At 60.1% G+C, this 14,842-nt stretch carries 1 protein-coding gene; it reads left to right on the top strand.

Annotated elements, in window-relative coordinates; genetic code table 11:
- Nucleotides 1–4 precede the first annotated feature (4 nt).
- Nucleotides 5–14,833 carry a hemagglutinin repeat-containing protein gene (locus tag ACIQY3_RS06030; protein WP_403017991.1) on the top strand — a complete coding sequence of 4,943 codons (14,829 nt, stop codon included), beginning with the start codon at nucleotides 5–7 and terminating at the stop codon, nucleotides 14,831–14,833.
- Nucleotides 14,834–14,842 lie beyond the last annotated feature (9 nt).

The following is a 14,842-nucleotide window of genomic DNA, read 5'->3' on the forward strand; positions in this document are numbered from 1 at the left end:
CAACATGGACGTTCGCCAATACGCCTTCCTCGCGCGCCAGCCCTCTTCGGACCTGAAAACCCGTGAGCACTTCTGGGGCATGCCCAAACGCGGGTTGGCGTTCCTGTTGGCGAACGTCATGTTCTGGCAGCCGATGTGGGCCCAGGCCGAAGGGATTGTGGTGGCCAATCCGGCGACCAGTCTGGGGCAGGCTGGCAACGGGGTGCCGATTATCCAGATCGCCACGCCGAACGGCGCGGGGCTGTCGCATAACCAGTTCCACGACTACAACGTTGGCGCCCAGGGCGTGATTCTCAACAACGTCGCGGCACAGACCGGCGCGACGCAGCTGGGCGGGATCATCGTTGGCAACCCCAACCTGACCAACCGCGTCGCCGCACAAACCATCCTCAATGAAGTGGTCGGCGGCAGCCCGAGCCAGTTGCGCGGCTACACCGAAGTGGCGGGGCAATCGGCCCGTGTGATTGTTGCCAACCCGTACGGCATCAGTTGCAACGGTTGCGGCTTTATCAACACCCCGCGCGTCACCCTCACCACCGGCAAACCGGTGCTCGACGGTAGCGGTCGACTGGATCGCTTCCAGGTCGATCAGGGCAGCGTTTCCATCGACGGTGCCGGGCTCAACGCCAACAACGTCGATCGCTTCGAAATCATCACCCGCAGCGCGAAGATCAACGCCGAGATCCAGGCGAACAACCTGACCATCATCGCCGGTCGCAACGACGTCAACGCCGACAGCCTCAACGCCACCGCTCGCGCTGACGACGGTAGCGCCAAACCGGAACTGGCCATCGACTCCTCGGCCCTGGGCGGTATGTACGCCGGGGCGATCAGACTGGTGGGCACCGAGGCCGGGGTCGGGGTGAAACTGGCCGGTAACATGGCGGCCAGCGGCGGGGATATTCAACTCGACGTCAACGGGCAACTGAGCATGGCCCAGACCGCTGCCAGCGGCGCGGTCAACGTCAATGCCGCCAGCCTTAACGCCACCGGGCCTGTTTATGCGGGCACCAGCGTCGCCGTCGCCACCTCGGGTGATCTCAACGTTCAGCAGAACCTCGCGGCACGGGATCGCATCAGCCTGTCCAGCGGCGGGCAGTTGAGCAATCAGGCGGTGATCGAAGCTGGCGTGAACGCCGATAACAGCCGCAACACCACGGGCGATATCAGTGTCACGGCGCAGAACCTCAATAACACCGGCAGCCTGATTGCCAGCCGCACGTTGCAAGCCTCGGTGGCGCAGACCCTGACCAACCAGGGCGGCACGCTCAATGGCCAGGGCAGCACGCAGATTTCCGCCGCGACCCTGGATAACCGCCAGAAAGGTCGGGTGCTGAGCCAAGGCAATCTTGCCGTCACCGCCAATCAGTTGCTGAACGCCCAGGGCGGCTTGATCACCAGTGCGGGCAATCTCGATGTCAATGCCGGGAATCTGATCAACAGCGGCGGCGAACTGTCCAGCTCGGCCGTCAGCACGCTGCGGGTCGCGTCGCTGGATAACGTGGCTGGTCTGATCGGTGCCGGGCAGAGCCTGAGCATTACCGCCAGTGGCCAGTTCAACAACCAGGGCGGGCGTGTGCTGGCCCAGCGCGACTTGCAGATCAGCGCCGGGGCGCTGGATAACAGCCAGCAAGGTTCGGTGGTCAGTCAGGGCACATTGGGCCTGAACGTGGCGGGCACGCTGGATAACCGCCAGCAAGGCAAGATGCTCAGTGCGGGCGCGCTCACCGCCCGGATTGCCGGGCAACTGCTCAATCAGGCCGGGCTTTTCAATGCGGGCGGCGACCTGTTGCTGACCACGCCAACGCTGGATAACCGCAACGGTGAAATCTCCAGCCTGGGCAATCTGGTGTTGAACGGCAGTCAGGCGGACAACAGCGGCAACGGCCGACTGCTGGCCAACGGCGATGTCGCACTGACCCTCAATACCCTCAACAATCAGCTCAAGGGTGTGATCTCCGGGCAGCGCGATGTGCAGTTCAGTGGCGGGCAAGTGGATAACAGCGGCGGCGGTAGCGTGTATGCCAAACGCAATCTCAGTCTGTCCGTGGCCAATCAACTGAATAACACCCAAGGCACGCTGCGCGGCGATGGCCTACTCAATGTGCGTACCGGCAGCCTGGGCAACAATGGCGGCAGTATTTCCAGCGTGGGCAATTTGGCCGTCAACAGTGACGGCGCCATTGCCAACCAGGGCGGCGCCTTGCTCACCGACGCCGGCCTGTCGCTGATCAGCAGCAGCCTCGACAACAGCCAGCAAGGGCGTATCGCCGGCAAAGGCGTGGTCATCAAGACGGGTGCATTCGCCAACCAACAGGGCGGTCGACTGACCAGCACCGACACGCTCCAGCTCACCGCCAGCCAGGTGGATAACAGCGTCGCCGGCCGGATTGCCAGCGCCATGGCGTTGACCGCGACCGTCACCGGCCTCGACCAGCATGGCGGCGGTCAGTTGTTCAGCAACACCGACGTCAGCCTGGACCTGAGCAACGGTTACCTGAATAACCGTGGCGGTCTGATCACCGCCCCGGGCCAACTGCTGCTGAAGAACCTGAACACCGTTGACAACACTGGCGGTGAAATCTCCAGTGCCAAGGCGTTCACCCTGGCTGCGCAAAGTCTCGATAACACCGACGGCAAACTGGTCAGCGATCAAGCGTTGACCGTGCGTATCGATCAGGTGCTGGCCAACGTCCGGGGATTGATCTCCGGCGCCGGCGTGGACCTGCACGCTGCCAGCCTCGACAACACTGACGCCAGCCTCAGCAGCGATGCCGATTTGAACCTGCAAGTGAGCGGGGCGCTGCTCAACCAGAACGGCGAATTGACCAGTGCCGGCAACAGCACGATCAACGCCATGAGCCTGGGCAACGCCGGCGGCCAAGTGATGGCCGATCAACGCCTGAACCTGACCATCAACGGCGCCGTGGATAACCAGGCCGGCACGCTGGGGGCCGGGCAAGGCTTGAGCCTCACCGCCGGGAGCCTCGATAACCGTCAGGTCGGCAGTCTGGTGACTGACGGCAACCTCGACGTCACCCTCGCCGGGTTGTTGGACAACCAGGGCGGCGGCAGCGTGCAGGCCAAAGGCTTGATGAACATCCAGAGCCTGAGCCTGGACAACGGCGGTGGTCGTCTCTCGGGGCTGAATCTGCTGACCTTGCGCACGACCACGGCGGACAACCGCGGCGGCGTCATCCGCGCCGACAAGGACCTGCAGCTGTTCGTTGATCAACTGGATAACCGCCAGCAAGGCCTGCTCAGCAGCAAGGCCGGCATCGGTTTCACTGGCCAGCGCCTGGACAACCAGGGCGGCTTGCTCAGCGCCGTAGGCCTGGTGCAACTGCAAGCCGGCGTGGTGCTCAATAACGCCGGCCGCATCGCCAGCCAGAGCGACCTGATCGCCAATATCGACGCGTTGACCCAGCAAGACGGCGAGCTGGTTGCCCAGGGTACTTTGACCCTCACCGGTACGTCGCTGGATAACAGCAACGGTGGTCTGGTAGGGGCTACAAAAGCGCTGAAACTCAATGTCGGCAATATCGACAACCGTGCTGGCGAGATTTCCAGCCAGGTCGATATCGATATCAGCGGCCAGCAATTGGACAACAGTGACGGCGGCAAGGTATTGGCCGGCACCGCGTTGGGCCTGACGGTCGCTCACCTGATCAACCAGAACAAAGGCCTGCTGTTCGGCAACATCCTGCGCCTCGATGGCACCAGCCTGAACAATGCCGGTGGCACGCTGGCCAGCCAGAATGACCTCGCCATCAACCTGACGGGGGATCTCGACAACAGTGCCGGCCTGCTCAGCAGCGAAGGCACCCTGACGGTCAACGCCGCCAGCCTGAACAACGCGCAGGGCAGCCTGTCCAGCGCGACCGAGCTCAACGTCGTCACCTCGGGCGCGTTGAATAACCAGGGCGGTTCGATCAGCACCAATGCCGGGCTGACCCTCAACAGCGCCAGCCTCGATAACCGCAACAACGGGCTGCTGTCCGGTAAAGGCGCGACCCTTGTCACCACCGGTGCTTTCGACAACAGTCATGGCGGTCGCCTGACCAGCGCCAACACCCTCGACCTGAACGCTGCCCAAGTCACCAACCAGGACACTGGCCGCATTGCCAGTGCCATGGCGTTGACCGCTGCGGTCACTGGCCTCGATCAACAGGGCGGCCAGTTGCTCAGCAACACGTCCGTGAGCCTCGACCTGAACCACGGCCAGTTGAACAACCAGGGCGGCTTGATCAATACCCCCGGTGCGTTGCTGCTGAAAAACCTCGACGGCGTCGCCAACCAGAACGGCGAAATCTCCAGTGCCCAAGCCTTCACAATCGATGCCCGGACGCTCGACAACAGCGCCAAAGGCAAGCTGCTCAGCAATCAGGCGCTGACCCTGCGCGTGGCGCAGGCGATGACCAACATCAAGGGCATCATTTCCGCCGCCGCGCTGGACGTCCACAGTGCCAGCCTCGACAACACCGACGGTATGCTCAGCAGCCGCGACGGCCTGAATCTGGTCGTCGATAACACCCTTAACAACCACAACGGTACGTTGATCGCCGACGGCAATCTGGTCCTCAGCGCCGCCACGACGGACAACAGCCTCGGCCAGATCGCCGGTAAAAAAGACCTCACCGCCAACATTGGCAGCTTGCAACAACAGGGCGGGAAACTGATCGCCCAAGGCAATCTGAGCCTGACCGGCAACAGCCTGGACAACCGCTTGAGTGGCCTGGTCGGCGCGACGGGTGTACTGGACATCAAGGTTGGCAACGTCGACAACCGGGGTGGCGAACTCTCCACTCAAGGCGACCTGACCCTGGTCGGCCAGCAACTGGACAATAGCGACGGCGGCAAGATCCTCGCGCAAAACACCCTGGCACTGACGGTCGATCAAATCATCAACCGCAACACCGGCCGCATCTCCGGCAAGACCGGTTTGAACGTCACAGGCACTGCGCTGGATAACACCGGCGGCTTCCTGCTCAGCCAACAGAACATCGACGTTGGCCTCGGTGCGTCGCTGGACAACAGCCTCGGTCTGATCAGCAGCGAAGGCACCCTGGGTGTGCGCGTGGGTGCGTTGATCAACGCGAACGGCACCTTGTCCAGCGCCGGTAACCTGACCTTCAACAGCGTCGGGGCGATCGGCAACCAGGGCGGCAAATTCATCACCTATGCCGACCTCGATCTGCACAGCGCCAGCCTCGATAACCGGCAACTGGGCAGCATCACTGCCGTGGGCGCTGCCAACGTCACGACCGGCGCGTTCGACAACAGTCATACCGGCAAACTGAACAGTGGCGGCACCCTGAATCTGAAAGCGGGCGCCGTCACCAACCAGGACAAAGGCCAGATCGGCAGCACCGGTGCCTTGACGGCAAACGTCGCCAGCCTGGATCAGCAGGATGGTCGGTTGTTCAGTAACACCAGCCTGAATCTGGACCTGAATAACGGCCAGTTGAACAACCAGAGCGGTGTGATCAATGCACCGATTCTGGTGCTGAAAAACCTGACGGATGTGCTTAACCAGAAAGGTCAAATTTCCAGCGCCCAAGCCTTCACCCTGACGGCAAACAACCTCGACAACAGCAACAACGGCCAGCTGCTGAGCAATCAGGGCATCACCCTGCGAATCGCCCAGATGCTGAATAACGTCAAGGGCATGATCGCTGCCGCCAGCCTCGACGCGCGCGCCGGCACACTGGACAACAGTGGCGGCACCCTGAACAGCCGTGGCGACCTCGCGCTGAACGTCAGTGGTTTGTTGACCAACAAAAGCGACGGCCTGATCAATGCGACACAGGCGCTGAACATCGACGCTGGCAATCTCGATAACCGCGGCGGCCAGATGTTCGTCGGCACTGCGCTGACGATCAACACGGCCGCACTGGACAACAGCGCCAAAGGCCTGATCAACAGCAAGGGTTCTTTGAACCTGACCGCCAATAGCCTGGATTCCAGCAATGGCGGTGAAGTCTCGGCCACTGGTGATATCGACCTGAAGCTGAATGCATTGACCCACAATGGCGGTCGCTTGTTGAGCGATGCCGGCATCACCCTTGATCTGAACGATGGCGACCTGAGCAACAACAACGGCTTGATCACCGCCAAGGGACCGCTGACCATCAGCCGCTTGCGTGACTTGAGCAACCGCGTCGGTGAAGTTTCCAGCAGCCAGAGCTTTACCCTGGCCGGGCGCACCTTCGATAACAGCGGCGGCAAACTGATCAGCAGCAACTTGCTGAGCCTGACCGCCGGTAATCTGCTCAACCAGAACGGTTTGCTTTCCGGCTGGCAGGGCCTCGAGGTCAACGCTGGCAGCCTCGACAACCGCAACAACGGCACGCTCTCCAGTAAAAGCGGCAACCTCGGCGTGACCTTGAGCGGCGACTTGCTCAACAGCGGCAGCGGTGCACTGGTCAGCCTGAAAAACCTCAGCGTCAATGCCGCGAACCTGGATAACAGCAACGGCGGCGTCCTCTCCAGCGGCGGCGCTCAAACCCTGACGCTCAGCGGTCTGCTGAACAACGCCCAGGGCGGTTTGATCGACAGCGGCGCAACCCTGGCGATGCGGGCCATCACGTTGGGTAACGCGGGCGGCACCCTGAACGCTAAACAGGATCTGAGCTTTACCGGCACCACCCTCGATAACACCGGCGGCAACCTGGTCGGCAACGCAGCCGTGACCCTCGACCTGCTCGGCGTCCTGACCAACACCAACGGCAAACTGGCCAGCGCCGGGCCGTTGCTGGTGCAGCATGTCGCCCAGATCAATAACCAGGGCGGCCAACTGGCGAGCCAGGGCTTGATGACGCTGCTGACCGGCGGCCTGGACAACCGCAATCGCGGCACCGTCGCGGCCAATGATCTGCTGACCATCACCACCCCGGGCGCCGTGCAGAACAGCGCCGACGGCTTGATCTACAGCCAGAACGGCGACCTGAAGATCCAGGCCGCCAGCCTCGGCAACGCCAAGGGCGCGCTGCAAAGCCAAGGTGCGCTGACCCTCACCACCGGCGGCGATATCGATAACCAAAGTGGTCGGATCATCGCCAAGGCCGGCGACCTGAGCGTCACCGCTGGCAACCTCGACAACCGCGGCGGCGTGCTCGCCAGCCTGCAAGCGGCGTTCACCGCGCACCTGACCGGCGTGCTGAAAAACGGCTATGACCTGAACAACAACCGCCAGGGCGGCGTCACCCAGGCCCAACGCCTGAACCTGACCGCCCTGGGCGGCATCGACAACTACGGCGGACGCCTCTCGGCGCAAAGTGGTGATGCAATCATCTCCACCGCTAACTTCGATAACCGCAATGGCGGCCTGTACGCCAAGGGCAAGATCAACGTCACCGGCAACAATTTCGATAACAGTGGCGACAACGATGGCCAGATCGCCGGTCAACAAATCGACCTTACCCTGAGCGGCGCGCTGAACAACCGTCTGGGCATCATCGAGAGTGACGGCACCCTGGCGATCAAGGCTGCCAGCCTCGACAACCAGACCGGCCAACTGCGTGCCCTGGGCACCAGCGGCAAAACCAACTTCCAGATTGGCGGCCTGTTCGACAACCGCAACGGCACCCTGGAAACCGCCAACTCCGACCTGACCCTCGGCGCCGGCAATTTCCTCAACACCGGCGGCAGTCTGTTGCACGTCGGCACCGGCACGTTCGACATCTCCACCCCCAACGTCATCAACGCCGGCGGCACCCTCGTCACCCGTGGTGGCCTGACCATCAGCACCGACACCTGGGCCAACAGCGGCGTGATCCAGGCCGGGCGCCTGAGCGTTAACGTCAACAACTTCACCCAGACCGCCAGCGGCCAATTGTTGGCGTCCGACAGCTTTAGCGGCAGCGGTCTCAACTGGCACAACGAAGGCTTGATCGCCAGTGATGGCAGCCTCAACGTCGGCCTGAGCGGTGCTTACTGGGGCGGCGGTCGTCTCAGCAGCCAGGGCAACCTGGGCCTGAGCGGGGCGCAAGTGAGTCTTGACCAGGCGACGTCCAGTATTGCTGGCGGCGGCGATACCACGATCAATGTCGGCGGCCAACTGGACAATGGTGGTCGTCTGACTTCCAGGGCCGGAATGACCATCACGGCGGGCGGGGTTAGAAACTTCGGGACACTGGGCGCCGGTGGCGGCCTGACACTGACGACCGGCAGCCTGACCAACAGCGGTGGTTTGATTTTCAGCGGCGGCAACATGTCGTTGCGCGTGGCTGATTTCAACAACAGCAACGCCAACGTCTACAGCCTCGGCAACCTGAGTATCGACCGCGACGGCAGCGGCGGCTTTGCCAACAGCATCGTGAACAGCTCGGCGTCGATCCAAAGCGACGGCACCATGAGCCTGGCCGCGAGCACCATCCAGAACATCCGCACTGTGCTGACCGTCGACAACGCGGGTCTCTACACCGCGCGGATTGGCGAAGTCACCTGTATCGAAGGGGTGAACGCCGGTGACTGCAGCGGCAAGCAGAACCACGCCTGGGAAATCGTCCAGCGTGAAAAACTTGAGGTCACCGCGGCCAGCGCGGCCTCCAGCATCACAGCGGGTTCAGATTTAAGCCTGCGCGGTGGCAACCTGCTGAACCAGAGCAGCACCATCGCTACCGGCGGCAACCTGAGCGCCACGCTGGTCAACCTGACCAACAGCGGCGTCGAAACCGGTGAAACCGAAACCACCCGCATCTTCATGTCGGAGCGGACCAAAAACGCCGGTGGCTGGTACAGCGCCGCGAGTGCCTTCACGAACCAGTATTGGTATGAAAGCCCCGGCTACAACGCCAATGACCTGAGTGGTCTGCAAGCCGGCATGGCCAACTTTATCGGCATGACCGAAACGGAGCTTCCGGGCTTGGGCAGCACCCGGAAAATCGCTTCCAGCGACCAAAGCTACGCCGCCGTGATCCAGGCTGCCGGCGCGGTCTACATCAATGCTCAAAACAACATCGATAACAGTGTCGTACGCCCTGGCTACACCTACGTAGGCAGCGGTCCGCGTACCGGCACCGCCGCGGCGGGCAGCCAGTTTTCCACGCGCATCACCATAAATCAGCAACTGCCGCCGGACCTGGCCCAGCAGCAAGTCAACCCGTTGGCCTTGCCTGGCTTCGCCCTGCCTACCGGTCAGAACGGCTTGTTCCGCCTGAGCGGGCAGGATGGCAGCAACGCCCAGGCCTCGACGGGTAGTGCCGCTGCGCCAAGCTGGACCTTCGCTGGCGCCAGTGTGTCGCTGACCCAACGCAACCAGACCACGCCGGATGTGCAGGCGCGGGATATCCAGTTGGGTAACGTCACTCAAGTGTCTGCGGCCAGTGTTCAATTGGCGACAGACGCTCGCCAAGGCGCGGGCATTGTCGCCAACGCGTCGGCCATCAACGTAAGTGCGCCAACCAGCGCGGGTGGCATCAACGTACCGGGGCATATTTCTGGCGCTACCGGCACCACCGTGGTCAACGGCGTCACCGGATCGAACCTGGCCGGTCAACCGGCGCTTGTCGGCGTACTGCCCGTGTCCCAAGCACCCTTGGGCGCCGCCAACCCATCGACCGTCCCGACGCAAATCACCTCGGCCGTTGCCCAGACCATTACACGAGTCCAGGGCTTACCGAGCAGCAGCGGTCAGTCCAACCCCCAGAAATACCTGATCGAAACCAACCCGGTACTCACCGACCTCAAGCAGTTCATGAGCTCGGATTACCTGCTGTCCAACCTCGGTTACGACCCTGATCAAAGTGCCAAGCGCCTGGGTGATGGTTTCTACGAACAGACCCTGATCCAACAAGCCGTGGTCGCCCGTACCGGCCAGCGCTTCATCGACGGCCAGACCTCCGACGAGAGCATGTTCAAGTACCTGATGAACAACGCCGTCGCGAGCAAGACGGAGCTCAACCTGTCGATCGGCGTCAGCCTGACGTCCGAACAAGTCGCGGCGCTGACCCACGACATTGTCTGGATGGAAAACGCCGAAGTGAACGGCGAGCAAGTGCTGGTGCCGGTGCTGTACCTGGCCAACGCCAACAATCGCCTGGCCGCCAACGGCGCCCTGATCCAGGGCAGCGACGTGACCCTGATCGCCGGCAAGGACCTGAACAACGCCGGCACCTTGAAAGCCACCAGCAACCTGTCGGCCACCGCTGGCAACGACCTGGTCAACAGCGGCCTCGTGGAAGCAGGCAACCGCCTCGACCTGCTGGCCGGCAACAACCTGATCAACAAGGCCGGCGGCGTCATCTCCGGCCGCGACGTCTCATTGACCGCCACCCGCGGCGACGTGATCAACGAACGCACCGTCACCACCCACGAAAGCAGCAGCGGTTACCGCGACGAACGCACCGACTTCGTCGACAGCGCCGCCCGCATCGAAGCCGCCAACAGCCTGACCATCAAGGCCGGACAAGACTTCAACAACACCGGCGGCGTGCTGAAAAGCGGTGGCGACACCACCATCAATGCCGGGCGTGACGTCAACCTCGTCTCCGCCGAACAGGTCAACAGCGGCGTGCGTGGTTTGCATACGGATTCGAGCGTTACCCAGTACGGCTCGACGGTTGATGTGGGGCAGGACCTGAAGATTAATGCCGGTCGTGACATCACGGCGATTGCCAGCCAGATCGATGCCAAGCGTGATGTGAGCATGAGCGCGATTGGTGATCTGACGTTGGCGTCGGCGGCGGATGAAGAGCACTCGTATAGCAAGACCAAGAAGGTTACGAGCCAGGAGGATCATGTTAGTCAGGTGTCTACGACGGTAAAAGCGGGGGGGACGATCTCGCTTGATGCCGGAAAGGACCTGAGCTTGATTGCGAGTAGGGTCAGTGCCGGCGATGAGGCTTATCTCGCCGCTGGCGCCAATCTGGTGCTCCAATCTGCCGAAGATACCGATTACAGCTTTTACAGCAAAACCAAGAAAAGTTCCTCGGGCAAGAAGAGTCGGCTTGACGAGGTGGCCAGCACCACGAATATCGCCAGCTCAGTGACGTCTGGCGGTAACGCCACGCTGCTGGCCGGCAACGACATGCTGATCAAAGGCAGCGAAGTGGCGGCCGATAAGGGCGGCGTGCAATTGGCCGCGGGCAATGACATTCAGATCGTCGCGGTTACTGATTCGAGTAGCGCTCGCCATGAAAGCAGTTCCAGTAAAAGCAGTTGGGGCGGCTTGAAGTCGAGCAAGGTCAAGGATCAGCTAGCGGAAACACAAACCACGGCTGTCGGTAGCATGATTTCGGGTAATACCGTGGATGTGGCGGCCAAGCGTGACATTACGATCACCGGATCGTCACTGGTCAGTACCCAGGATCTGACTGTGCAGGCGGGCCGTGACCTTACTATTAAGGCGGCGGAAAATACCTTCACCCGCAACGAGCTTCATAAGGAAAAGAACCGCGACCTGACCGGTGTACTGACAGCCAACAACCTCGGCGTCGATGACATCACCGGTAACCAGCATCTGTCGATCAACAGTCAGAATCACACCGGCCAGTCATCCCAAACCACTTTGACCGGCAGCACCATTGGCTCCAGCGAGGGCAGCGTCAGTCTCACCAGCGGTCGTGAACTGAGCGTGATTGCCAGCGACCTGATCAGCACCAAGAACATGAGCCTGATCGGTTCCAAGGTGACCATTGCTGCTGGCATGGAAAGCTTGAGCCAGAGCAGTACTGACAAGAGCAACAGTTTGGCGGTGGGGCGGGTCATTGGCGGCGCAATCGTCGATACGGTCAATACGATTCGAAGCTCAGTAGAAGCGGCCAAAAACGCCGACGATCCGCGCCTCAAAGCGGTCAAGCTGGCTCAAGCGGCAATGGCGTTCAACGATCTGGGAGGTATGGGCGGCGACGCCGAAGGCGCTGGTTCGGATTATGGAAAAAAACAGGGATCTGCCAGCAACGGCTCCCTGATCAAAATCGGTACCGAGCTGGCGAATACTCATAGCAAAAGCACAAGTGAGTACACCAGCCAAACCGCCAAGCAAAGCACGCTCAACGCAGGCAGTAACCTACTGATCATCGCCGATGGCGGTGCGCCGGGAACGGCGGGCGATATTCACGTCATTGGCAGCAGCTTGAAAGCCGCCGACACGGTCTTAATTGCAAAAAACAACATCACACTGGAAAGCGCGCAAAACACCGCCGACTGGGCCAACAACAGCAGCAACAACAAAACCGCCATTGGCGCCAGTTTCAACCTCGGCGAACAGAACGGATTCACCCTCGATCTGGGCGCTTCTATCGCCAAGAGCATGGGGACGGGTAGCTCGGTTACCCAAGTCAACACAACTCTGGATACCGGTTCTCTTTCCCTGCATAGCGGACAGGACACCACCCTGGCCGGTGCACAGGTACGGGCAGACAGTATCAATGCGTTGATTGACGGCAATCTCAACATCATCTCGCGTCAGGACACCGAGACGCAGAAAAGCAAACAGGGCAGTGCCGGGATCGGCGGTAGCATCTGTATTCCGCCGTTCTGCTACGGCGCACCTGTGGCCGTGTCTGGAAGTCTGGCCGCTGGCAATATGAACAGCGACTACAAGGCAGTGACAGATCAGAGCGGTTTGTTTGCCGGTAACGGTGGTTATGACATTACCGTCGGTAAAAACACCACCTTGCAAGGCGCGGTAATAGCCAGTGAAGCGTCTCCCGACAAGAATCTGCTTAGCACTGATCGTCTGATCGTCAGCGATATTAAAAATACCAGCGAGATAAGCGCTCAGTCGGCAGGTTTCTCGGCGTCCTATGGCAGCAATTCTGGCTCGAGTGTAGGTGGTAGCGTTCCGTTGTCGCTGAGTGATTCGGACCACAGCAGCACCCGCAGCGCTGTCAGTGAAGGCACCATCATCGTGCGCAACGCTGAGGGGGCGAATGATCTGGTTGGGTTGAATCGCGATACAGCAAACGCCAACCAGACGCTGGATAAGCCAGATGAAAAAGCGATTCAGGAGCGGATTGATCTAATCCAGAGCACCGTTGCGCTTTCAAAAAACATCATCAACAAAGTAGCTAACGCTCAGCAGCAAGCAGCCAGTGACAAAATCAAATCCGCGACGACTGAGGAGGAACGCCAGGCTGCAATCAATGAGTTCGACAGCTGGCGAGCAGGCGGTGACAAACGCTTTATGGCGGATATCGCCGCTGGCGTGATAGCCGCCGGTTTGGGGAGTGTGGGCGGTGCAACGGCGATCGGCGTTGTCGCCAATACCACAGCGGCGGATACCTTCAGAACGATAGGCAACTACGCCGATCAACAACTGGCGGACGCAATACGTAACAAGGACACGACCCTGCAAGCGGCGTGGGCCGAAGGTGGCGCTGCACGTGTCTTGTTGCACAGCCTGGCCGGTGCCGTACAAGGCTTATCGAGTGGCTCGGTAGTAAACGGTGCCCTTAGCGCAGGCACATCGGCAGCAATTATGCCGGCGTTGGATGAGGTTCTGAAAAGTTACGGTATCGGCGTGGCAAGCCGGGATGCATTCGGGACTTTGATCGCCGCAGGCTTTGGGGCGGCGGTCGGCGGCGGTGGTTCGGTTGCGCAGATGAGCGGTGCCGCTATTGCTGCCAATGTTGAGCAGTTCAACCGTCAGATGCACCCGGCAGAAATTCCGCTGATTAAGGCTCAAGCACAAGCATTGGCCAAGGACGCAGGCATTACCGAAGCCGAGGCGGAAACGCGCTTGGCCAGGGCATTGGTTTACTACACCGATGCGGGCTGGCGTACGGTCATTGACGCCAAGGCGACGGCCCCTGATGACATGACCCTCAAGTATTTGGGTATTGCATTAGCCCCATTGGCGGATAGCTACGATGTCACTGCGACGGTCAACGAAGATGTCCCTGTGTTCAGTGACAAAAAGACCTACACGCCAAACGAAACGGCTCGTCTGCTTCAAAATTACAGTGTTAACCACCCTGAGGCGTATGCGGATAATCGGCTGTACGGCGATTATCTGAATCCGAATTTTAACTACATCCCAAAAGCTGAAGACTTTCGAAACAAGGATTTTTATGAAAAGAATCTGAATTTTCGTGAGGGTTTCGGTGATTTCTCGATGGGTGTTCTCACCGGCTCGCCACAGGGGTATTGGAACGCGGCTACGGGCATAGCAACCAATTTCTGGTCTCTGGGCAGCAGCCTTCTCAACAACCCGGCGGATACAACCAGCCAAATCGCAAATGGTCTCTTGTTGTCCATGGCGAGCCCCGATAGGCTGTTCAACAGCTATCGTGATAACAAAAACGATGTAGAGATATTGGCCTCTCTGTATGAATTGCAGGGCAACACGGCCGCTAGCGCGGCAGTTAGAGCCAAATATGATGCGGAAATGGCAATTAACCTTGTGCCCGCGGGCCGGATTGGGAAACTGGGCGAAGTGGGGGCGGAGTCCCACTGGCTAGACCCTATCATTACTGCTGATGGGAAAGGTAAGACATACAGCACGGGTGCCCAGGAACTTACAGCTGAGCAGTATATGAAGCGCGAGCGATGGGCAATGGATCAGTACGAAATTATCCGGAACTCTACTGATGATGTCTCAGATATTGCTAAAAACTTAGGTATTCCAGATTTTCAAGTTGAAAGAGTAAAAGAACATCTGTTTATTCAGGATCATGTGATGCGAGATGGAGGTATACGTCGTTTTGATCCGGATGCCGAGATTGCTGAGGCATGGTCGAGATTTCAAAATGGTACGTACAAGACAGAAGATGTTCAGCTCTTTAAACATGAATATTTTGAGTCTAGATTTGATGGTATTTTTAAAGTTGGCTATGGTGTTGCTCATGATAAAACACAGCTGCGATACCCGAGTCCACTAGGAAACTGAGGAGAGTTG

Source organism: Pseudomonas sp. NPDC096950 (assembly GCF_044762525.1).
Taxonomy (GTDB): Bacteria; Pseudomonadota; Gammaproteobacteria; order Pseudomonadales; family Pseudomonadaceae; genus Aquipseudomonas.